Source organism: Luteirhabdus pelagi (assembly GCF_016827595.1).
Lineage (GTDB): Bacteria > Bacteroidota > Bacteroidia > Flavobacteriales > Flavobacteriaceae > Luteirhabdus > Luteirhabdus pelagi.
The window spans coordinates 156,018-177,187 of record NZ_JAECMS010000002.1 but is presented as its reverse complement, the minus strand read 5'-3'; the positions used below and the strand labels follow the sequence as shown (position 1 = coordinate 177,187).

The 21,170-nt window shown below is 41.0% G+C and carries 22 protein-coding genes and 1 tRNA gene; 12 read left to right on the top strand and 11 right to left on the bottom strand.

All coding sequences use genetic code 11. The features are described 5' to 3' along the window. Positions 1-81 precede the first annotated feature (81 nt). The 6 genes from trmB to I4Q58_RS05500 all read left to right on the top strand — a co-directional run bounded on the left by trmB (position 82) and on the right by I4Q58_RS05500 (position 4,461). Positions 82-756: a tRNA (guanosine(46)-N7)-methyltransferase TrmB gene (gene trmB, locus I4Q58_RS05525; RefSeq protein ID WP_203294647.1), complete on the top strand. Its 675-nt coding sequence runs from the start codon at positions 82-84 to the stop codon at positions 754-756. A gap of 34 nt (positions 757-790) precedes the next feature. Next, a complete protein-coding gene (locus tag I4Q58_RS05520; RefSeq protein WP_236002846.1) occupies positions 791-1,429 on the top strand; it encodes a LysE family translocator in 639 nt (212 codons plus the stop codon). Beyond that, entirely contained in the window at positions 1,419-1,751 is a 333-nt protein-coding gene (locus I4Q58_RS05515; RefSeq protein WP_203294645.1) for an MGMT family protein, read from the top strand. Before I4Q58_RS05520 ends, I4Q58_RS05515 begins: the two co-directional genes overlap by 11 nt. A 51-nt stretch (positions 1,752-1,802) precedes the next feature. Next, on the top strand, positions 1,803-2,282 hold the full coding sequence (locus I4Q58_RS05510; RefSeq protein ID WP_203295556.1) for a very short patch repair endonuclease: 480 nt from the start codon (positions 1,803-1,805) through the stop codon (positions 2,280-2,282). Between the two features lie 113 nt (positions 2,283-2,395). After that, complete coding sequence (gene rpoN, locus I4Q58_RS05505) at positions 2,396-3,856, top strand: RNA polymerase factor sigma-54 (protein ID WP_203294643.1); 1,461 nt, start codon at positions 2,396-2,398, stop codon at positions 3,854-3,856. Continuing rightward, positions 3,856-4,461 (top strand): hypothetical protein, encoded by a 606-nt coding sequence (locus I4Q58_RS05500; RefSeq protein WP_203294641.1) that lies wholly within the window; start codon positions 3,856-3,858, stop codon positions 4,459-4,461. The genes rpoN and I4Q58_RS05500 overlap by 1 nt, the downstream gene beginning before the upstream one ends. Here I4Q58_RS05500 and I4Q58_RS05495 read toward each other — a convergent pair. The 8 genes from I4Q58_RS05495 to I4Q58_RS05460 all read right to left on the bottom strand — a co-directional run bounded on the left by I4Q58_RS05495 (position 4,456) and on the right by I4Q58_RS05460 (position 9,821). Further along, complete coding sequence (locus I4Q58_RS05495; RefSeq protein ID WP_203294639.1) at positions 4,456-5,157, bottom strand: outer membrane beta-barrel protein; 702 nt, start codon at positions 5,155-5,157, stop codon at positions 4,456-4,458. The two genes, I4Q58_RS05500 and I4Q58_RS05495, sit on opposite strands and share 6 nt — an antisense overlap. Before the next feature lie 86 nt (positions 5,158-5,243). Then, a complete protein-coding gene (locus I4Q58_RS05490) occupies positions 5,244-5,717 on the bottom strand; it encodes an ExbD/TolR family protein (protein WP_203294637.1) in 474 nt (157 codons plus the stop codon). 12 nt (positions 5,718-5,729) lie between these two features. After that, complete coding sequence (locus I4Q58_RS05485; protein WP_203294635.1) at positions 5,730-6,365, bottom strand: ExbD/TolR family protein; 636 nt, start codon at positions 6,363-6,365, stop codon at positions 5,730-5,732. 1 nt (position 6,366) lies between these two features. Beyond that, positions 6,367-6,801, bottom strand: coding sequence for a hypothetical protein (locus I4Q58_RS05480; RefSeq protein WP_203294633.1), 435 nt, complete (start codon positions 6,799-6,801; stop codon positions 6,367-6,369). Positions 6,802-6,821: 20 nt separating this feature from the next. Next, positions 6,822-7,628 (bottom strand): MotA/TolQ/ExbB proton channel family protein, encoded by an 807-nt coding sequence (locus tag I4Q58_RS05475; RefSeq protein ID WP_203294631.1) that lies wholly within the window; start codon positions 7,626-7,628, stop codon positions 6,822-6,824. A 214-nt stretch (positions 7,629-7,842) separates the two neighbouring features. Further along, positions 7,843-7,930, bottom strand: a tRNA-Ser gene (locus tag I4Q58_RS05470). Between the two features lie 83 nt (positions 7,931-8,013). Next, the gene (locus I4Q58_RS05465; RefSeq protein ID WP_203294629.1) at positions 8,014-9,045 is read right to left on the bottom strand and encodes an asparaginase; all 1,032 of its coding nucleotides are present in this window, start codon (positions 9,043-9,045) and stop codon (positions 8,014-8,016) included. Positions 9,046-9,056: 11 nt separating this feature from the next. After that, positions 9,057-9,821, bottom strand: coding sequence for a TatD family hydrolase (locus I4Q58_RS05460; protein ID WP_203295555.1), 765 nt, complete (start codon positions 9,819-9,821; stop codon positions 9,057-9,059). Positions 9,822-9,870: 49 nt separating this feature from the next. On the opposite strand from I4Q58_RS05460, the gene I4Q58_RS05455 reads away from it, so the two are divergent. The 3 genes from I4Q58_RS05455 to I4Q58_RS05445 all read left to right on the top strand — a co-directional run bounded on the left by I4Q58_RS05455 (position 9,871) and on the right by I4Q58_RS05445 (position 13,030). Continuing rightward, positions 9,871-10,305, top strand: a complete 435-nt coding sequence (locus I4Q58_RS05455) for a retropepsin-like aspartic protease (RefSeq protein ID WP_203294627.1) — start codon at positions 9,871-9,873, stop codon at positions 10,303-10,305. 74 nt (positions 10,306-10,379) lie between these two features. Continuing rightward, on the top strand, positions 10,380-12,401 hold the full coding sequence (locus tag I4Q58_RS05450; RefSeq protein WP_203294625.1) for a tetratricopeptide repeat-containing sensor histidine kinase: 2,022 nt from the start codon (positions 10,380-10,382) through the stop codon (positions 12,399-12,401). Then, on the top strand, positions 12,398-13,030 hold the full coding sequence (locus I4Q58_RS05445; RefSeq protein ID WP_203294623.1) for a response regulator: 633 nt from the start codon (positions 12,398-12,400) through the stop codon (positions 13,028-13,030). Before I4Q58_RS05450 ends, I4Q58_RS05445 begins: the two co-directional genes overlap by 4 nt. 289 nt (positions 13,031-13,319) lie before the next feature. Here I4Q58_RS05445 and odhB read toward each other — a convergent pair whose 3' ends face one another. Beyond that, entirely contained in the window at positions 13,320-14,603 is a 1,284-nt protein-coding gene (gene odhB, locus I4Q58_RS05440) for a 2-oxoglutarate dehydrogenase complex dihydrolipoyllysine-residue succinyltransferase (RefSeq protein WP_203294621.1), read from the bottom strand. 49 nt (positions 14,604-14,652) lie between these two features. Beyond that, positions 14,653-17,418 carry a 2-oxoglutarate dehydrogenase E1 component gene (locus tag I4Q58_RS05435; RefSeq protein WP_203294619.1) on the bottom strand — a complete coding sequence of 922 codons (2,766 nt, stop codon included), beginning with the start codon at positions 17,416-17,418 and terminating at the stop codon, positions 14,653-14,655. A 114-nt stretch (positions 17,419-17,532) separates the two neighbouring features. On the opposite strand from I4Q58_RS05435, the gene I4Q58_RS05430 reads away from it, so the two are divergent. Further along, complete coding sequence (locus tag I4Q58_RS05430; RefSeq protein WP_203294617.1) at positions 17,533-18,060, top strand: hypothetical protein; 528 nt, start codon at positions 17,533-17,535, stop codon at positions 18,058-18,060. A 1-nt stretch (position 18,061) separates the two neighbouring features. On the opposite strand, the gene I4Q58_RS05425 is transcribed toward I4Q58_RS05430, so the two are convergent. Then, complete coding sequence (locus I4Q58_RS05425; RefSeq protein ID WP_203294615.1) at positions 18,062-19,036, bottom strand: polyprenyl synthetase family protein; 975 nt, start codon at positions 19,034-19,036, stop codon at positions 18,062-18,064. Between the two features lie 147 nt (positions 19,037-19,183). On the opposite strand from I4Q58_RS05425, the gene I4Q58_RS05420 reads away from it, so the two are divergent. Both I4Q58_RS05420 and I4Q58_RS05415 read left to right on the top strand, forming a co-directional pair. After that, on the top strand, positions 19,184-19,792 hold the full coding sequence (locus tag I4Q58_RS05420) for a TetR/AcrR family transcriptional regulator (RefSeq protein ID WP_203294613.1): 609 nt from the start codon (positions 19,184-19,186) through the stop codon (positions 19,790-19,792). Beyond that, on the top strand, positions 19,785-21,170 hold the full coding sequence (locus I4Q58_RS05415) for a TolC family protein (protein WP_203294611.1): 1,386 nt from the start codon (positions 19,785-19,787) through the stop codon (positions 21,168-21,170). Before I4Q58_RS05420 ends, I4Q58_RS05415 begins: the two co-directional genes overlap by 8 nt.

Genomic DNA, 21,170 nt, shown 5'->3' with positions numbered 1-21,170 from the left:
AAGATACGGATAAAATACGCTGCACTAATTTTGGTACTTTTGCAAAAGTTTATCAATACATTAAATCACGATTAGGGAACTGTGGGAAGCAAAAATAAATTAAAACGTTTTAGGGAAAATGAAACCTTCAAGAATGTAGTCCAGCCGACGCGCGAAGAAGTATTTAAGGATGCACTTCAATTGAAGGGGAATTGGCAGAAGAAATTCTTTAAGAACGAAAATCCCATCGTGTTGGAGTTAGGATGCGGAAAAGGTGAGTATTCGGTGAACCTAGCGCGCAAATACCCTGAAAATAACTTTTTGGGAATTGATATTAAAGGAGCTCGCTTTTGGAGAGGCGCTAAAACAGCATTAGAGGAAGGACTTACAAATGTTGGTTTTCTTCGGATTCAAATTGAATTGATTGAACATTGCTTTGCTAAAAATGAAGTCGATGCCATTTGGATTACCTTCCCGGATCCGCAAATAAAGTACAAACGGACCAAGCATCGATTGACCAATCCAGAGTTTTTAGATCGCTATAAGGCTATTTTAAAACCAGAAGGAGCTATTCACTTAAAAACCGATAGTGAATTTATGCACGGTTATACCCTAGGATTACTTCAAGGCATGGGATACGAAATTGAATATGCACACCATGATGTGTATGGCAATCCACATTCGCCAGAGGCCGTTCGAGAGATTCAAACCTTTTATGAAAAACAATATTTAGAGGAGGGAAAGAAAATCACCTATACGCGATTCAACCTAAGATAGTTTAAATCCTTATATTGGTCTTAGAAAATCCGCAATGGCGAGCGTCTCAAATCTATTCATCGGCTTCGTAGCAGCAATGATTGGGGTTATTCCCCCAGGCTTGTTGAACATGTACGCAGCCAAGATTAGCATGAAAGAAGGGCGTAGAAAGGCGCTGATGTTCTCTTTAGGTGTTTGCACTACTGTCATCATTCAAACATTCGTTGCTTTAATCGCCGCTCGCTACCTAGATCGACATCCTGAATATGTCGATATGCTTCAAAAGGTGGCACTCGGTATTTTTATTTGTTTGACTATCTACTTCTTTTTCATCGCAAAAGATACCAGGCGCAATGTTCCAAAAGATATGCAGGCTACAAAAGCAGCTCGTTTTTTCTCAGGAATGTTTATTGCTTTTCTAAACTTGTTGCCACTTCCATATTGGGTCTATATCAGTATTACTTTCGCTGGCTTCGGTTGGTTCACATTTGAACAGCCTGGACTTTGGGCAGCTGTTCTAGGATCTGGTTTGGGCACCTTCGCCACACTTTTCATCTACATTCAGTTTTTTAGAAAGAAGGAGGACCGTAAGCGACTGAACGTAAATATGAACTTTATCATAGGCGGAATTACAGCGGCAATATCAGTTATAACATTGATCAAGATTTTACAAGACATGGGGTATGGCCTCTGAAGGTTTTTTTAAGAAAGTACACGAAGTAGCGAAGCAGATTCCGTACGGTCGGGTAACGAGTTACGGAGCCATTGCACGCTATTTGGGAGCAGCTGGTAGTGCTAGAATGGTGGGTTGGGCGATGAACGCTAGTGCAAACAACGATGAGGTGCCAGCCCATCGCGTAGTAAATCGAAACGGGATGCTTTCTGGAAAACATCACTTTCAAGGAACGAATTTGATGCAACAACTGTTGGAAAGTGAAGGCATTGAAGTGAAGGATAATACCGTTCAAAATTTCGACACCATCTTCTGGGATCCTACTACTGAATTGGGGTCTTAACATGGTCTTGGGAGAACTTCTCTGCGATATTGCGTATTTTTTCATTTGAAAATGTATGATGAAGAACCCATAAAGGTACCCCGCTTTAGCGAAGAGGAAGGTTTTTATACTACCAAGAACCGCTCTAAAATTATGAGCAAGATTAGGGGGCGAAACACAAAACCCGAATTATTGCTTCGAAAAGCATTATGGGCAAAGGGACTTCGCTACCGTGTCGATTCCAAGGTGCTTCCAGGGAAGCCTGATATTTCCATCCAAAAATACAAACTGGCTATCTTCGTAGATGGTTCTTTTTGGCACGGCTATAATTGGGATGAACGAAAAGATACCATTAAGAAGAATAGGCGCTTTTGGATTCCTAAGATTGAACGGAATATGCAGCGCGATCGTGAAGTGAATCATATGCTACAGCAAAAGGGATATCGTATTTTCCGATTCTGGGAGCATGAGGTGAAGAAGAACCTTAATAGCTGCGTTCATGATATTTTAGCCTATATCGATACCTATCCCGACTTACCTGAATCATTATAGCCCCATTTTACTTCGCTATCGCCCGTCATTTCTCATAAGATAGTCTTAAAACGTCCCCTGGCACGATGTATGTACAGAGGATTTTCATAACTTTATGATGCAGAACCAACCGTATGCTAAAACAACAGCTTAAATATAAATTATCTCAAAAGTTATCACCACAGCAGATACAGTTAATGAAACTGATCCAATTGCCGACCCAGGCATTCGAGCAGCGTATCTCTCAGGAAATGGAGGAGAATCCTGCGTTGGAAGGCGGAAAGGACGAGCCGGAGTATGAAGATGAGTTTTCCAGCGAATATGAAGATGAGTATGATGAAGGGAATGAAACCATTGAAGCGGAGGAAATAAATGTAGACGATTATTTAAGTGATGATGAAATTCCTAGCTATAAATTATCTTCGAACAACTATAGTGCAGACGATGATGATAAGCAAATTCCCTATGCTTCAGGAAAGTCTTTTAACCAACATCTCCTTCAACAGTTAAACACGTATCGATTGGATGATGACGAGCTTGAGATTGCGAAGTTTCTAGTGGGAAGTGTCGATGAAAGCGGCTACATTCGAAGGGAAGTTCAGGATATCGTAGACGATCTCGCCTTCACCCAAAATGTATATACCGATGAAGAGACGGTAGAAAAGGTACTGCAAGTGGTTCAAGATTTGGATCCCGCAGGAGTTGGTGCCCGCGATCTTCAGGAGTGTTTGCTTATTCAGTTAAAGCGAAGAGAGGATACTCCCTCGGTTAGTTTGGCGATTGATATCCTAGAAAATGGGTTCGACCAATTTATCAAGAAACATTATAAAAAATTACTTCAGAAATTCGATATCACCGAAGATCAACTTCGCGATGCCATTCATGAAGTAGAAGGTTTAAATCCCAAGCCTGGTGGTTCTTATTCCAGCAATACGCGGATCGTAGAGCATGTGGTGCCCGATTTCACCATACGTATTACAGATGGCGAATTAGACCTAACCCTTAACGGACGAAATGCACCAGAGCTTCATGTTTCCAGAGATTATACCAATATGTTGAAAGGGTACAAAGAGTCGAAGGAGAAAAGCAAGAAGCAAAAAGATGCTATTATGTTTATCAAGCAGAAGCTCGATGCGGCGAAATGGTTTATTGAAGCCATTAAGCAACGACAGCAAACGCTATTCGTAACGATGAATGCGATTATGCATCATCAGGAAGACTATTTTATGACGGGCGACGAACGTAAGTTGAAACCAATGATCTTAAAGGATATTGCCGATAAGATCGATATGGATATTTCGACGGTTTCGCGTGTGGCGAATAGTAAGTATGTGGATACGCCGTACGGTACGAAACTGATAAAAGAATTTTTCAGTGAGAGTATGAAGAATGATCAAGGCGAAGACGTATCTACTAGGGAAATTAAAAAAATCTTAGAGATTACTGTCCGCGATGAAGATAAGCGAAAGCCGCTAACCGACGATAAGTTGGCGAAGGTTTTGAAAGAGAAAGGATATCCCATTGCCAGACGAACTGTTGCGAAGTACAGGGAACAACTTGATATTCCCGTGGCTCGCCTTAGAAAAGAAATCTGATGTCGCAATTCCTCAGAATTGGAGCCTACATCCTACACCCACTTTTGATGCCCATTATCGGTACGCTACTCTATTATGTAGTAACGCCACGCTTCATAGAACCCGAATTGGAGAAGTCAAAGGTATTCGTAGTGGTAATCCTAACGCTTTTAATACCGCTAGTCCTATTTTTCTTGTTGCGAAATCTACGGATAATTTCCTCTATGCATCTGGAGGATGTCAAAGAAAGAAGGATGCCGCTATTGCTTCAAAGTATTCTAATATGGGTGATATTGAAAACCGTTTTCGATCCGTACGATAGTCCCGAATTATATTACTTCTTTTTAGGAATTCTCTTCTCTTCACTTACTGCTTTGTTATTGGTATTGTTTCGGGTAAAGGTGAGTCTACATCAAATGGGAGTAGCCGGAGTAACTATGTTTCTAATAGTTTTGAGTATTCATTTTAAGGTGAATACCTTGGCGTGGATTAGTATTTTCTTCTTTTTTAATGGATGGGTAGCATCCTCGCGACTGCATACCGAAAGCCATTCGAATATAGAATTGGTATTAGGCTTCTTTATAGGATTGATTCCGCAATTGATATTGGTAAACTTTTGGCTATAAAAGATAAAAGATAAGGCCAGCACGAAAGGTGCGCAAATCGATGTTTTGCCCATCGGTTGTAACGGCATTTTCAAAGAAGGGTTGAAGACTGTAGGAGGCAAAGAAGTTAATGCTTCCGTAACCAAAACTCAAAGTAGCACGCATACGAAACTGATTGAATTCTGGGATATCGGTCTGACTAACCGCATTACCGGGTTGTTGAAAATAGGAGCGGTACCAATACGTATATCCCGCTCGTACCCCCGCATAAATACGCCAAAACTGATAGGTGGTTGCCGTAGAACTACGCCATCTGAACTCTAGCGGGACTTCAACAGCTGCGGTGCTAAAGCGATTTTGATCGAAGTTGATTTCGTTGGTAAGAATGGTGAAAATGGTCTCCTCATCTTCGGTTTCACCAATAAACAGATTCTGCCCATACTGATCCAGTGTCATTCCTACACCAACTGCCAATGCTACATTACGACGTTCGTTGAGAGGCATATCGCGTAAATAACCGAAATGAATGCCTCCTGAAAGCCCTCGGGCATTTACGCCCGATGGAACATTGGTAGGAATATTATAGGTAATGCCTATATAAAATTGATCTTCTCGATATTTATAGCCCAACGAATCTTCGGCTGTGAGCAATTGGTTTTGACTCCAGGAAGCGAAGCTGAAAAGTGAAAAGCATATGATAAGAAAGGACGAATTCATTGAAATTTAAAGATACCGTTTTGCTCTGTAATCCATAAAAAAACGCCCTTAAAAAAAGGGCGTTTCAGTTATTCTATAAAATCTAATTAATTCTCTACTGGATTTCCAGGAGAAGTAATATAGATAATTTTCAACATATTTAAATCCCGCAGTTCTTGCTTGATATCGGATACCAAACCAGTATTGGTTTCCTCATCAACTTTTAAGGCAACCATTACCTTATCCTGAAGCTCAGGTCGAAGCCCTTCACGGGCTTCTGTTAAGGCAAACTTGACATTGGTAATATCGGTGAATTTATCCCCGATCTGAATTTTACCTTGGTTTCCATATTTATCTTGATAGCGAGAGCTCGGTTTCCCTGCATAAATATATACCGAACGATCTTTCTTCAGCTTTTCCAATTGGTCTGCCTTTGGAAGGGTGTTTTGAACCAATAGGTTGCTATCTCGCAATACGGTTACAACCATAAAGAAGAATAGTAGCATGAAGACAATATCCGGTAGGGAAGCCGTTGAAATGGCAGGTAGATCCCCACTTTTCTTTTTCTTAAATTTTGACATATTGTTTATGCTTTAATTGGTTCCAGATCCTTTTGGTTCCGCTTCCGATAACTTAAGTGGGAACATTTCCTGAATACGCTCGAGTTTCTCTTGCGCATCGTCTTCATTACCATTGAAGTTACCTTCATCGATAGCTGCTTTTACTTCCGTAAATTTCCAACCGAATAATCGTTGTGATTCTCGGTTACGTAGGAAGTTATAGGCTGCTACCAATTCGTTCTGAACGGATATATACATCTTATACGATGTTAATCGGTCGTTTTGCACTGAAATAACTGCTTTTTCAGGATTATCTGAGGAATCAGAACTTCTGACACCATCAGGTCCTCCCTGACAGAAATTACAATACTCTGGGCTGCCCTGTGGAGCGCCACCATTATCTAAAAACTCGATAGCGGCTTCACGAAGATCTTCCAGCTCCATTAGTTCGTCTTCCACCAATAATTGGTCGTCTTTGTTCACTCTTACAATAAAGAGGTTCTTTTGCTTTATAATGGGAGGATCCTGCAGGTCTTCCTTTGGCGGTAATTGCCTTGCGATTCCCTTATCCTTTTCGATAGTTGTAGTAACCAGGAAAAAGATGAGAAGCAAAAAGGCAATATCGGCCATGGAGCCAGCATTTACCTCGGGTGCTGTTCTTCTTGCCATATTATCGTCTAGTTGTCATTTTCACTACACCGCTGTATACCATTGCACCAATAGCCAATATGGCTAAGATGTAAAAGGTATGTAAACCGGTGCCTACCCATCGGGAACCACTAGCGGATAGCATTTCACCATCACGCATTTGTGTTTCTACTCCATTCGATAAGCCATAGGCGATAGCCACTATGACTATGAAAGATCCGATTGCTAGAAGTGTTTTCTTTAAATCTCCGCTGAAAATTCCTTTCAATACAAATACTATTGTAAATGCAAGTACTAAGGCAGCTGTTATATAAGCGACGTAGGTCATTGGATTTACAACGCCATCCTCGCCTGCTTTGATAGCCTCATCGCCAGTTGAAATAATAAGTGCAAGAGTTACAATACCTGCTATTCCAAGAAGCCATGCTACTATTCTTATAATTTTATGTAATGCCATTACGGTCTTGGTTTTTAAGGTTACTTCCGGTTTTTATAATCTACAAGCATATCGATAAGTGTGATAGATGCATCTTCCATGCTGTTAACGATACTATCGATTTTTGCTACGATATAGTTGTAGAAAATCTGAAGGATAATAGCAACAATAAGACCGAATACGGTTGTAAGAAGTGCTACTTTAATACCTCCTGCTACCAATGATGGGTTCATATCACCAGCCGCTTGAATTTTATCAAAGGCAACAATCATACCGATTACCGTACCCATGAAACCAAGCATAGGAGCCAAGGCGATAAATAACGATACCCAAGAAACATTTTTCTCTAGCTGTCCCATTTGAACACCACCATAAGCAACTACAGCTTTTTCAGCAGCTTCGATGCTTTCATCAGCACGATCTAGTCCCTGGTAGTAAATAGAAGCAACAGGTCCTTTTGTATTTCGGCATACTTCCTTAGCAGCTTCAATACCTCCGCTATTCAAAGCGTCCTGAACGTTGTCAGCTAATTTTTGAGTATTGGTAGTAGAAAGATTTAAATAAATAATTCTTTCAATTGCGATGGCCAATCCTAAGATAAGACATAGAAGTACAATCCCCATAAATACAGGGCCACCTTCTATAAAGCGTTGTTTTAGGGCTTGGTGCCAACCTTGCGGTTCGTCATCGGTAGCGGCTTCCTCTTCATCTTGAATAAAGGTTACGGTAGCGGCCGTCGTTAGACTCTGCACATTACTGGGCATGCTTTGATTGGCGTTTGCGTTTGCATTCATGGTTCCCGCAAAGGCCATTGCGGCGATTGCCAAAATTGAAAATAGTTTTCTCATTGCTATCGTCTTAAAGTTTGTTTTTAGTTAAAGGTTTAAAGATATAAAAATAATATGGTATTCTACAATATTTAAATTTTTCGCAAGCATTGAATTTAGCTGCATGGAAGCTGTATTCGAGGGTATCCCAAAGCCAGCTGCCATGTTATAAAATTGTTAAAGAAAGTTAGGCTTCCGACCTGTGGCCGGAAGCACCACAATATAACTAATCTTGCAGAGAGGAAGGGATTCGAACCCTCGATACGGGGTTACCGTATACACGCGTTCCAGGCGTGCGCCTTCGACCGCTCGGCCACCTCTCTATTATATACCTGAATTAGGCATTTTTAAAAGGAGTGGCAAATAACAAAAAAAATAGCTTCCAATAAAACTTTTAACGGGAAATTTAAATCATTTCACCACGTAGGGATGTCTCAAAAATAGTTTTAAAACTATGCGGCGATAAATGTTGCCCCAATAGATACATCAACTTTGCCAGCGCGGCCTCGGTGGTAATGTCCTTTCCAGAAATAACGCCGATCTTCTTTAATGGGACGCTAGTTTCGTACAATCCCATTACGACACTGCCCCCAGAGCATTGCGTAACATTGATTACAGGGATATTATTTTTGGTCAGTCGCTCAAGGGCCTCAATAAACCATGCTTCGTTAGTAGCATTGCCACTACCGTAGGTTTCGATAATCAGCCCTTTTATCTGGGGATAGGATAAAATATGATTAACGGTTTCAATATCAATACCCGGGAACATTTTAAGTAATACGATGTTCGAGGCCATGCTTTTATGAACTTTAAATCGTTTTCTGCGATTTGGTCTGTACAGCGCGTCATCGTTAATGTAAAGATGCACGCCACTTTCCGCTAAAGGAGGATAATTCAGGGAGGCAAAGGCTTCAAAATGCTCGGCATTGATTTTAGTGGTACGGTTGGCGCGATATAATTTGTATTCAAAATAAAGACAGACCTCCGCAATCTTCGAACGGCCCTTTTCACGTAATGCAGCCAACTGTATCGAGGTAATCAAGTTTTCCTTTGCATCGGTACGCAAGTCACCAATAGGAAGCTGTGATCCAGTAAAAATTACAGGTTTCGTTAAATTCTCTAACATAAAGCTCAAAGCCGATGCGGTATACGACATCGTATCGCTTCCGTGCAATACTACAAACCCGTCGAAATCCTGATATTTCTCTTCAATAATAGTTGCCAATTGCACCCAATACCTTGCATTCATATTGGAGCTATCGATGGGATGTTCAAAACTGGTCGTTTCAATGGTGCAATCCAGTAATTTCAATTCGGGAATATGTTTCAGCAAATCGTCAAAATTGAAGCTTTTTAATGCTCCTGTTTCAAAATCCTTAATCATACCAATGGTTCCGCCGGTATAGATTAGTAAGATATTAGCCTCTGTATTCGCCATATAGAAATCGTTTAAATTCCGAACACTTCTTTTGAATTTTCCGTGGTAATTCGCGCTACCTCTTCTTCACTTAGATTATAGATAGCGGCAACTTTCTTACATACTTCCGTAATATATACACTTTCGTTGCGCTTTCCGCGATAGGGAGTTGGCGCTAGATAGGGAGCATCCGTTTCGAGTACAATTTCTGAAATCGGAACTTCATCAAGAAACTTATCAATTTTGCCGTTTTTGAACGTTACAACACCCCCGATACCTAATTTCATGTTATAGCTAAGCGCTCTTTCGGCGTCTTCACGTGTTCCGGTGAAACAATGAAATATTCCAAAAAGATCGTCGCCTGCTTCGGTTTCCAATACGTCGAAGATTTCTTCGAATGCTTTTCTACAGTGAATGACAATAGGAAGCTTCTTTCGCTTCGCCAATTGGATTTGCCGTTTGAATGCCTGCTGCTGAATGGCTAAGGTTGAAGTGTCCCAATGAAGGTCGATGCCTATTTCACCTACCGCATAAAAATCACGCTTTTCAAATTCCGCCTCAACATGAGCTAGTTCCTCTTCGAAATTGTCCTTGACTGAAGTCGGGTGAAGGCCCATCATCAAGTACATACGATTTGGGAATTGTTTTTCCAATCGGTACATAGCCTCGGTGTAGGAAGAATCGATGGCTGGGATGAAAAAACGCGCTACACCGGCCGCAATCGCCCGTTCAATCATGGCTTCTCGGTCGTTGTCAAAGGCGTCGCTGTAAAGATGGGTATGGGTATCGGTTAACATAGCTGCAAAGCTACTCAAATTAGTTGGCTATCTTTACCTAAAAATTAGAATGCAACTACGTGCTTTTTTGGAAGAAAAAGGGTTTTACCGAATTCCCCTTAAAAAATTGGTGACTGGACATTATAAATTTGAAGCGAAAATAAATGACATCAAAGGATCGTTTATACTAGATACAGGTGCTTCAACGAGTTGTGTGGGTATGGACGCCGCCGATTATTTTGAAATGATAACACACGATAGTGAGATTAAAGCTGCCGGTGCCGGTGCTATCAATATGAATACTAAGGTTACACATAACAATTCGTTTCAGGTGAACGATTGGAAAACCCGAAAAATGGAGTTTGTCCTCTTTGACCTTTCACATGTCAATCATGCCCTCACGGAAGCAGAAGAAACACCAGTAAACGGAATCATTGGAGGTGACCTTCTCAAAAAATGCCGCGCCGTTATCGATTATGGCCGTAATTGCTTATACCTCAAATAAAAAAAGGTGCCGAAAGCTTTTTTATGTAACCATATTTTTTGGCTATTTTAGCCCATGCTTGACCGAGCCATTCTATGAAGAAATCATGTTTCGTTTTTTCCCTTTTTTTTCTGCTGCTTTCAGTTCTTGCTGAAGCACAGCAGAATGCGCCTCTAGTGGAGAAGGTAAAGGCGTCGCAAGATACACTTACAAAACTTCAGGTAATTGATTCTCTGTTAGATAAAAGTTTTTATGCGGGAGAGTATGATGTTTTTATACCCTACAGTATCGAGTATATTGAAATGGCAAAATCCATTGACAGCATCGAGTGGGCGGCCAAAAAAGCAATGAATCTTCAAGCACCACTATCCTCTTATGAAAACGACCCTATTAAAGCTGTTCGGATTATAGATGGTGTCTTAGCACATAAATATAAGATCAAGGATAGTTTTTTGTTAGGTGGCTTATATCTGAAACGCGGACGCGCAAATGAAAAAATAGATTTAAAGCTTGCCATTGAAGACTTCGATAAGGCCTTGGATAATTTTGCCGTGAACGATTCGGTACATAGAGCCGACGCCTATTTGTTTAGCGGTAGGGCAAATTCCAATTTAGGTAGGTTCGTAAAGGCAAGCGAAAAATTTGAAATTGCCTATCGTATCTATGAAGATTTAAAGGATTATCAATACATGACCACCGCACGACAGGGAATCATTACCATGTTCAGCAGAAGTGGTTTTTATGAAAAGGCTGAGAAAGAGCGGCAAAAGTTAATCGAAACCCTGAAAAACCTTGAGAATCAGCGCTACCTCGTAACAGAATACTATAACCAGGCATTAGATTATGCGAAAATAGGTGCAACCGATAAAGAGCTTCGGTATTTGGGCATGGCATTGGACTTATTGGATGAAACAGATCCTGATGAAACCGACTACGTTAACAGAGTTAACATCCATTCGAAGTATGCCGAATATTACACCAAAGCCTATCAATTTCAAAAAGCGCGCGATCATATAAGAATGCTAGATGCTTGGGCGCCAAAAATTCCTTACGAACCCACGTCGCTTAGCAATTACCACGGTGCAAAAGCACGTTATTTTCAGGCCATCGGATCTTTAAATAAAGCTTTGGAGCATGGAAAAGAGAAATTACGCTATGCAGAAAACGTGGGCCATGAAGATGAGGTAATGAATGCCCATTTACTGTTATCTGGTATTTATGCGGATCGTGGCAATTTCAAAAAAAGTCTGGAAAACAAAAACGCCTATCTAGATCTTCGCGATTCTATCTATAACAAAGCAGCGGCAAATTCATTGGCGTACTATCAATCCTTATACGAAATCGAAAAGAAGGAGAAGGAATTGATGGAGAAGAACACCAATATTCAACTACTGGAAAAGGATAATGAATCCTTCAAAAAAATAGTGTTTTTCTCTAGTTTGGCGTTAGTGCTAACCTTTGGGCTTATCTTGCTGTATAGAAACCAGCGGCATCTTCGTATCAATAAATATTTGCAGGAGAAGTTTAGTCAGGAGCTTTTAGTTTCCCAAGAACAAGAGCGAAGAAGAATCAGTAAGGATTTACACGATGGACTCGGACAGCGGTTGTTGCTCATCAAAAATAAGATTGTTGCGAATGGCGATGAAACCACCATGTCTATGGTAGATACCGCTATAGAGGAGGTTCGAACGATTTCTCGCGATCTTCACCCGTTTCAGCTACAGGAAATGGGAATTACAAAAGCAATCGAACATTCGCTTACGCAAATTGATGAGAATACCAGTTTGTTCGTTTCATCCCAAATTGAAAATATCGATGGGCTCTTTAGCAAAGAACAGGAAGTAAACATTTACCGTATCGTTCAGGAGAGTTTAAATAATATCATAAAACACGCAAATGCGGAAGCAACGAAGGTTTTAGTGAAGAAAATTCGCGGAAATGTGTTAATTTCGATAAAGGATAATGGGGTAGGTTTCGATTTTAATGCTAAATTACAAAATGTGAAATCCCTAGGACTTAAAACGTTAATGGAGCGCACCAAGTTCTTAAACGGACAAATGAAGGTGAAATCCACTAAGGGAAGCGGAACCACCTTGGTATTTCAATTTCCAGTATGAAGCAGCAATCGATTATTACAGCAGACGACCATCCACTTCTCTTAAAAGGTTTAAACGACTTTTTACTAGAAAAAGAGTATAATATTATCGGAAGCGCCCATAATGGGAACGATGCTTTTAGTTTAATTGAAAAAGAGCATCCCGAAATTGCTATTTTGGATATTCAAATGCCCTATATGTCGGGGCTTGAAATAGCGAAAAAGTGCAAGGAAAACAATATCACCACAAAAATCGTATTGATTACCCTTCATAAGGAAAAGGAACTTTATATGAAGGCGCAGGAGCTAAATATCTTCGGATATGTATTGAAGGAGTTTGCTTTAGAGGAAATTGAAACCTGCCTGCACAATGTAGCGGACGGAGAGCCATATTTCAGTCCCAAGATCCGTGAACAACTCGGAAATATCTTTGTTTCCGATTCTAATCTTAACAGCTTAACCCCATCTGAAAAGAAAATTCTAAAATTGATTGCCGACGATAAAACCAATAAGGAAATCGCGTCACTTCTTTTCATTTCACACCGAACTGTCGAAAAGCACAGAAGTAATATTATCAACAAGTTGAACTTAGAACCCAAGACGAACAGTCTTCTTATTTGGGCAAAAGAAAACCACGATAAACTGCTCTAAACGTTAAATTTATCCGAAATTACGTGTATCTACGTATTTTTTAACTGTAAAAAAAATCTGACTTTTACAGAGTGAAAAAAATTATGGCGTACGAGAGCGATAAGGAGAAAAGCGAAAAGCGTAAAAACTGGATTGTGACTATTTTAGTCATTGCTGTTGTCGCCATCGTTGTGCTAAACATAATAAACTATTTTGTTTCGTAATTTTTAAGTTTTGATACGTTTTCAACTAACTATCTAAATTAAAAAACCCGGCTTTTTGGCCGGGTTTTTTGTTGTTGAAGTTATCGTTAAAGTTCCAAGGCCTTATCAGGATCATTATCCATCAATAATTCTGTTGGACTTTCCAGTGCTTCTTTTATGGCTACTAGAAACCCTACAGATTCACGTCCGTCAATAATTCTATGATCGTACGATAGTGCCACATACATAATAGGAGCGATAGCGATTGCGCCATCCTTCGCAATAGGGCGTTCTACAATATTGTGCATCCCTAGGATTCCCGATTGTGGCGGATTGATAATTGGGGTTGAAAGCATGCTTCCAAAAACACCACCATTTGAAATAGTGAACGTTCCGCCGGTCATTTCATCTACGGTAATTTCGCCTTCGCGTGCACGAATTGCTAAACGCTTCACTTCGCTTTCCACGCCTCTAAAACTCAGGTTTTCAGCATTTCGGATAACGGGTACCATCAATCCTTTTGGTCCGGAAACCGCAATGGAGATATCCTTATAATCATACGTAATTTTATAGTCGCCGTCGATCATCGAATTCACATCAGGGTATAAATCCAAGGCGCGAACTACCGCTAAGGTGAAGAATGACATAAAGCCTAAGCCAACGCCATGTTTCTCCTTAAATTGTTCTTTGTACTGCTTGCGCAATTCGAAAATAGCGCTCATGTCAACTTCGTTGAAAGTTGTTAACATGGCGGTTTCATTTTTGGCAGATACCAAGCGCTCGGCTACCTTACGACGCAACATCGAAAGTTTCTTGCGCTCCGACCCACGATTTCCTTTACCCGGACTTCCCATAGAAGGTTTTGCCTTTACCGCATCATCTTTGGTAATTCGTCCGTCACGACCACTGCCTTTTACATCCTTCGCTTTCACGCCCTTTTCGTCCATTATTTTCTTGGCAGCAGGAGATGGGGTGCCGGTAGCATAGGTTTTATCTTGCTTTGGCTTCTCATCTTTTTGATCGGCTTTTTTATTATCGTCTTTGGTTTCAGCGCTTTGTTTGTCTAAGTCTGGACCTGAGTTGCCATCGCCTTTCTCGTCGCCAGCATCTTCATACGTGTCGGTTTCTTTGGTATCGTCACCGCCTGGCTTTTCAGCCTCGGTATCGATAAGGCAAACTACTTCACCCACACCAATTACATCGCCTTCCTCGGCTTTAAGGGTAATGATACCGCTCGCTTCAGCAGGAAGCTCCAAAGTTGCTTTATCGCTATCTACTTCAGCAATCGCTTGGTCTTTTTCAACATAGTCGCCATCTTCAACCAGCCATTCTGCTATTTCTACTTCGGTAATGGATTCTCCCGGTGAAGGGACTTTCATCTCTAATGCCATAGTTTTTTTGATTTTCTATTTCTTATAAAGCTTTGTACGCTAACTATTGTCAATCTTGTTCGTTAATACTACTGTCGAATACGCTTTCCATCACGCGTTGGTGTCGTTTCTTCGAGCGTACTGCGCTACCAGCCGCTGGTGCGGCATACATTCTTCGGCTACAGACTCTAAAGTTACGTGCCTCGTCAAAATGCATCAAGATATGCGACCAAGCCCCCATATTTCTAGGTTCTTCTTGGGCCCAAACCACATCCTTGGCATTTTTATATTTTTTCATAATCTCTTTCATCTTCTCAGTCGGAAGAGGGAAAAGTTGCTCTACTCGAACCAACGCAACATCATCGCGCTCATTTTCCTCGCGCATCTCTAAAAGATCGTAATAAAACTTTCCGGTTACAAACACCAAGGTTTTGATTTTTGAAACTTTCGCACTTTCATCGTCAATGACCATCTGGAAGCTTCCAGTAGCCAATTCTTCCTTGGTGGAAACAACTTTTGGATGACGGAGTAGACTTTTTGGAGTGAAAACTATGAGGGGTTTCCTATAATTCACCTTCATCTGTCTACGTAACAAGTGGTAGAAGTTTGCGGGTGTTGTACAGTCGGCTACAAACATATTATCCTTTGCACAAAGTTGAAGGTAGCGTTCCATACGTGCAGAGGAGTGCTCGGCACCTTGCCCTTCGTAGCCATGCGGCAATAGCATGACCAATCCGTTCTGCAATTTCCACTTATCCTCTGCTGCCGAAATGTACTGGTCGATCATAATCTGGGCGCCATTGCTAAAATCGCCGAACTGAGCTTCCCAAATTGTTAGGGTACTTGGGCTTGCCATGGCATACCCATAGTCGAAGCCGACGACCCCGTATTCCGAAAGCAGGGAGTTATAAATGTAAAAATGCCCTTGCTTTTCGGTGATATGATTATGAAGTACGATTTCTTCTTCATTCTGTTCCGTTTTGATGACGGCATGTCGGTGTGAAAACGTTCCGCGCTCTACATCTTGTCCCGTAATTCGTACGTCGTGGCCCTCTTCCAATAACGTTCCATACGCTAATAATTCACCCATTGCCCAATCGAGCTTATTCTCTTCAAAGAACATTTTATTACGCGTATTTATAAGCTTAGAGACTTTCCGCATGAATTTTTTGTCCTCTGGAAGTTGGGTGATTGCTTTGGCAACTTCCGAGAGCGTATCCATATCAACTTTGGTATCTACATCTTGCATCATGGTATCTTCTTCAGCATAGGTAAAGCCCTCCCATTCTTCCTGCATGATAGCCGTAATCTTCGTTTTTTCCTGCTTTCGAGAATCTTCCAAGTCTTCTTCTAGCTTGGCTTTATATTCTTTTTCAAGCTTTTCAGTATGTCCTTCCTCAATTACACCTTCTTTATAGAGTTTTTCAGCATAAATATCGCGTGGATTTTGATGCTTTGAAATTGCCTTGTATAATTTTGGTTGGGTGAAACGCGGTTCGTCACCTTCATTATGACCATATTTACGATACCCAAGTAAATCGATAAAGACGTCGCGTTCAAACTGCATTCTGAAATCCAGTGCGAAGAGCATGGCATGTACGACGGCTTCGGCATCATCGGCATTTACATGAAGTACTGGTGAAAGCGTGACTTTACCAACATCGGTACAGTAGGTACTAGAACGACCATCCAAATAATTTGTGGTAAATCCTACTTGATTGTTAACCACAATGTGAATGGTTCCGCCAGTTTTGTAGCCATCAAGTTGTGCCATTTGTACAATTTCGTACGCAATTCCCTGTCCGGCAATTGCGGCATCGCCATGTACGATAATTGGCAGAACGTTACTAGGGTTTTCTTTATGATGATCGTCTTGTTTTGCTCGTGCGATACCTTCAACGACTGCTCCAACGGTTTCAAGGTGTGAAGGGTTTGGAGCAATATTAAGGTTGATCTCCTTACCCGAATCGGTTTTTCGTTTACACGTCCATCCCAAGTGATATTTTACATCACCATCAAAAATATCCTGCTCGTAATCTTTTCCGTCGAATTCACTGAAAATGGCCTGGGCACTTTTCCCGAAGATGTTCGTTAACGTACTCAAACGACCACGGTGAGCCATACCCATCACAAATTCCTGAACCCCTTGATCGGCTGCATTCTCAATTAAGGCATCAAGTGCAGGAATCAGGCTTTCGCCACCTTCCAATGAAAACCGTTTTTGTCCGACGTATTTGGTGTGAAGAAAACTTTCAAAAGCAACCGCTTCGTTAAGTTTTTTCAGGATGTGTTTTTTCTGTTCTGCGGTGAACTTCGGCTGATTATCGTTAATATTCAGTTTACGCTGAATCCATTGTATTTCGTCGGGATTTCGAATGTACATATACTCAATCCCAATGCTATCGCAGTAAATACTATTTAAGTGGTCCAATATCTCCTGCAGGGTGCTTTCGCCAATCCCTAGAACTTCGCCGGCTTGAAATTTAGTATCTAAATCCTCTTGAGAAAGTCCGAAATTTTCAATTTCTAATGTAGGAGCGTACTTTCGGCGTTCGCGAACTGGGTTTGTTTTCGTAAACAAATGCCCTCTTGTTCGGTAGCCGTCGATAAGTTGAATAACCTGAAATTCCTTGGTGAAGTTTTCGGGAATAGCGCCTTCTAATTCGCCATTTTCGATTCCAAGTGCCTCAAGCGAGCCGTTCTCAATTCCAAAGTCGAATCCTTGGAAGAAAGCACGCCAACTTGGCTCTACGCTATCAGGAAATTGTAAATATTTATCGTAAAGTTCTGCGATGTACGAAGGATGCACCGCGTTTAGAAAAGAATATTTATCCATAATTGGGATACAGAAGTTCTATATTGATAAAACAGTGCAAATTTACAACAAATCCCGAAACTAACGGAAGCGCAGTTTGTATATTTATAGTACGAAACTCTTAAATATTTCCAAATGAAACGCCTCACCTACAGCTTATTTCTTTTTCTGACACTTGTGGTTGTTTTTACCTGCCAATCCCAAAAGGCAACTCAGGAGCAGTCAACCACAAATTTTTGGCAAAATGTGCGATTTGGAGGTGGACTAGGGCTTGCTTTTGGAAATGGTTTTTTTATGGGTTCCATTGCGCCTAGTGCTATTTATGATGTAAATCCGTATTTCAGCGTTGGTCCAGGGTTGCTGTTTAGCTATCAATCCGATGACACATTTCGGTCTACAATGTATGGTGGAAGTATTATTACGCTTTTTAACCCTATTCGGGAAATTCAGTTATCAGCCGAGCTGGAGCAATTGCGGGTAAATCAAGAAAGTGAGTTCTTAGATGTTACGGAAGAAAATGATTTTTGGAATACTGCGCTTTTCATCGGTGCCGGATTTCGGACCGGCACTGTAACGGTCGGGGCACGATATAATGTATTATTTAAGCAGGAAGATGATATCTACGCTAGTGCTTGGGGGCCGTTTGTAAGAGTTTATTTTTAGACTACACATTCCGCTTCATCAACCAATCACCGAACTCCCTAAGTTTTTGCTTGTTTTCTGGTGAAATATTGATAGCCTCCAATACTTCATTTGCTTTTTCAGTGTAGGTTTCTATTTCTTGTTGAATGGCTTTTGCCGCTCCAGAATGCTGAAATATCATTTTTACCGAAGCGATTTTGTCGCTGGGATCTTTTGGGTGAATGCTATATAAACCGTCGAGCTCATCGGCCTGCATCTGATTGCTATTTTCGTACGCTTTTAAGTATAAATAGGTTTTTTTATTTGAAATAATATCACCACCTACTTGTTTTCCGAAGGTTTTAGGATCGCCGAAAGCATCCAGATAATCGTCTTGTAATTGAAATGCCATACCCAAATTCAAACCGAAAGCATAGATGTTCTTTTTGCAGCTCTCGGAAGCGCCCGCTACAATTGCTCCCATTTTCATGGCAGCACCAATAAGGACAGCCGTTTTGTATTCGATCATTTTCAAGTATTCTAGAAGGGTAACATCATCACGATTCTCAAAATCGATATCGTATTGCTGTCCCTCGCATACTTGGATAGCTGTTTTGCTGAAGAGAATAGCCAATTGTTGAAAGAGTGCAGGTTCGTAATATTCAAATAGCTGATAGGCTAATATCAACATGGCATCGCCAGAAAGAATTCCGGTGTTGAGGTCCCAGCGTTCATGAACGGTTTCCTTTCCTCTTCGCAAGGGCGCCTCATCCATAATATCGTCATGAATCAACGAAAAGTTGTGAAATAGTTCAACGGCCAAAGCGGCATTCATGGCCTTTTCATATTCATCTGAAAAAAAATCACAACTTAATAGGGTCAAGGTTGGTCGTAGTCGCTTTCCACCCAATTTCAAAATATATCGAATAGGCTCGTACAGTTGTTCGGGTTCCTGAACCGCAACTGTTTCTTCCAATCGCTTTCGAAGCGCATCGCTATATTTGGATAGGTGTTCCATCGGCAATTTTTGCGCTAAAATACAAGAACTTCAACCTTGCCACCAAATCGCAACCTTAAAATAAAGAACCCCATTGTTAAATAATTGTAAAACTTAGGAAACTTTTTTTGTATTGTAAGTTTCCTGATAGTATATTTGCGCTCCATTATGAAAGAGAAGATTGCACAAAAAGCGGCCGACATGTTTATCCACTATGGTTTTAAGAGCGTAACCATGGATGATATAGCGGAAGCTATGGGAATATCGAAAAAGACGATATATGCCCATTTTAAGAATAAGACGGAACTGGTGAAAGAGGCAGTTCTTAGTGTTTACCATAGTATTACCTGTGGCATTGATCATATTCGAGAACAATACGACAATCCCATTGAAGAACTCTACGAAATTAAGAAATTTGCACTGACCCAATTGAAAAATGAACGCTCTTCTCCTCAATATCAATTACAAAAATATTATCCCGATATATTCGAAATGTTACGTGGCATGCAATTCGAAAAAATGCACGAATGTACTGTTCAGAATATTGAAAAGGGAATTGAAAAAGGGGTGTATCGCGACGACTTGAATGTGGAGTTTGTGTCAAGAGTATATTTCATGGGGATCAATGGTATCAAGGACGATACCTTATTCCCGTTAGAACTGTTTCCGAAGCATGAACTTATGGAAGAATATCTAGAATACCACCTTCGCGGTATCGTAACCAAAGAAGGCCTAAAAACATTGGAAAAATTCATAAAGACTCACCACGATGACTAGAATCCTAACTGTTATCAGTTTGCTTTTTATCCTATCGAGCGCCCAGGCGCAAACACAGCAACAGCAGCAGTACGCGTTTACGATTGAAGAAGCTGTCGAATTCGCATTGGATAGTAGCTTTACAGCTATCAATGCCAGACGCGATATTGCAAAGGCCCTAAAGCAGAAGTGGGAAACCACGGCAACGGGGTTGCCGCAGATTAGCGCCGATATTTCGTATCGAAACAACCTGAAACAACCCGTAACCCTGCTTCCCGCGGAAATTACGGGAGGACCTCCGGGAACCTTTGTGCCTGTCGTTTTTGGAACCCAGCAGAATATGAATGCAGTGGCTACTTTAAACCAATTGATTTTTGATGGAAGTTATTTGGTCGGACTGCAAGCAGCCCAGGCGTTTCTCGATTTTTCTGAAAACTCCAATGAAAAAACGCGTTTAGAGGTTCGAAAAGGCGTCATTAATGCCTACGGAAGTGTGCTGTTGGCTGAAGAATTAGTCGCCATCTTTGAAAAGAACAAAGCGAATTTAGAGGATAACCTCTTTGAAACACGTAAGATTTTCGAGAATGGCCTAACGGAAGAAGAGAGTGTCGAACAACTCGAAATTACTTTGCTCGATATTGAAACTCAACTCAGCAATGCCCGTCGTAGCGAGATAATCGCCCGACAAATGTTTAAAGTAGCGCTCGGACTAACTGTCGATATACCGGTGACGCTAACACAGGATTTGGATAATCTGGCGGAACAAAATATTTCGTTGGAATTTTTGGAAGATTCCTTAACAATTGAAGAAAACGTCGATTATAAAATTGCTTATAACCTAACAAGGCAACGCGATTTGGAATTAAAACTGGAAAAGAGCAAGGCGCTTCCTACCATATCAGGCTTTTTGAATTATGCGGCACAGGGGAATAGCGATTCCTTCACTTTCTTAAACGATAACCAAGAATGGTTTCAATCGTCCGTGCTCGGGGTGAATATGAGTATTCCGATTTTCAGCAGTCTTCAACGAAGTGCACGAACACAACGGGCAAAGATTGCCTTGGATCAAGCTGAAACCGATTTGGAACAAACCGTTCAAAATGTGCGCCTAGATGTTACAAGAGCACGTAGCGACTACAAATTCGCTATTGAAAAATATGAAAATGCGAAGGAAAATTTAGCCTTGGCAGAACGTATCGAACGTAAAAACCAGACGAAGTTTTCCGAAGGAATTTCCACTAGTTTCGATTTACGTCAGGCGCAAACCCAATTATACAATGCCCAACAGCAGTATTTTCAAAGCATGCTGGATGTAATCAACGGGAAAGCAGCGTTGGAAACCTTACTGAACACACCTGATTTGCGAATAGAATCGGAAACCCTTAGAGATAGATATTAA

Bases quoted from the DNA above. Each gene is read 5' to 3' on its own strand.
- I4Q58_RS05465 (WP_203294629.1), bottom strand. From the start codon at position 9,045: ATGGCGAATACAGAGGCTAATATCTTACTAATCTATACCGGCGGAACC.
- odhB (WP_203294621.1), bottom strand. From the start codon at position 14,603: ATGGCATTAGAGATGAAAGTCCCTTCACCGGGAGAATCCATTACCGAA.
- I4Q58_RS05455 (WP_203294627.1), top strand. From the start codon at position 9,871: ATGCAACTACGTGCTTTTTTGGAAGAAAAAGGGTTTTACCGAATTCCC.
- I4Q58_RS05420 (WP_203294613.1), top strand. From the start codon at position 19,184: ATGAAAGAGAAGATTGCACAAAAAGCGGCCGACATGTTTATCCACTAT.
- I4Q58_RS05495 (WP_203294639.1), bottom strand. From the start codon at position 5,157: ATGAATTCGTCCTTTCTTATCATATGCTTTTCACTTTTCAGCTTCGCT.
- rpoN (WP_203294643.1), top strand. From the start codon at position 2,396: ATGCTAAAACAACAGCTTAAATATAAATTATCTCAAAAGTTATCACCA.
- I4Q58_RS05435 (WP_203294619.1), bottom strand. From the start codon at position 17,418: ATGGATAAATATTCTTTTCTAAACGCGGTGCATCCTTCGTACATCGCA.
- I4Q58_RS05485 (WP_203294635.1), bottom strand. From the start codon at position 6,365: ATGGCAAGAAGAACAGCACCCGAGGTAAATGCTGGCTCCATGGCCGAT.
- I4Q58_RS05490 (WP_203294637.1), bottom strand. From the start codon at position 5,717: ATGTCAAAATTTAAGAAAAAGAAAAGTGGGGATCTACCTGCCATTTCA.
- I4Q58_RS05450 (WP_203294625.1), top strand. From the start codon at position 10,380: ATGAAGAAATCATGTTTCGTTTTTTCCCTTTTTTTTCTGCTGCTTTCA.
- I4Q58_RS05430 (WP_203294617.1), top strand. From the start codon at position 17,533: ATGAAACGCCTCACCTACAGCTTATTTCTTTTTCTGACACTTGTGGTT.
- I4Q58_RS05475 (WP_203294631.1), bottom strand. From the start codon at position 7,628: ATGAGAAAACTATTTTCAATTTTGGCAATCGCCGCAATGGCCTTTGCG.
- I4Q58_RS05445 (WP_203294623.1), top strand. From the start codon at position 12,398: ATGAAGCAGCAATCGATTATTACAGCAGACGACCATCCACTTCTCTTA.
- I4Q58_RS05520 (WP_236002846.1), top strand. From the start codon at position 791: ATGGCGAGCGTCTCAAATCTATTCATCGGCTTCGTAGCAGCAATGATT.
- I4Q58_RS05425 (WP_203294615.1), bottom strand. From the start codon at position 19,036: ATGGAACACCTATCCAAATATAGCGATGCGCTTCGAAAGCGATTGGAA.
- I4Q58_RS05515 (WP_203294645.1), top strand. From the start codon at position 1,419: ATGGCCTCTGAAGGTTTTTTTAAGAAAGTACACGAAGTAGCGAAGCAG.
- I4Q58_RS05415 (WP_203294611.1), top strand. From the start codon at position 19,785: ATGACTAGAATCCTAACTGTTATCAGTTTGCTTTTTATCCTATCGAGC.
- I4Q58_RS05500 (WP_203294641.1), top strand. From the start codon at position 3,856: ATGTCGCAATTCCTCAGAATTGGAGCCTACATCCTACACCCACTTTTG.
- I4Q58_RS05460 (WP_203295555.1), bottom strand. From the start codon at position 9,821: ATGTTAACCGATACCCATACCCATCTTTACAGCGACGCCTTTGACAAC.
- I4Q58_RS05480 (WP_203294633.1), bottom strand. From the start codon at position 6,801: ATGGCATTACATAAAATTATAAGAATAGTAGCATGGCTTCTTGGAATA.
- I4Q58_RS05510 (WP_203295556.1), top strand. From the start codon at position 1,803: ATGTATGATGAAGAACCCATAAAGGTACCCCGCTTTAGCGAAGAGGAA.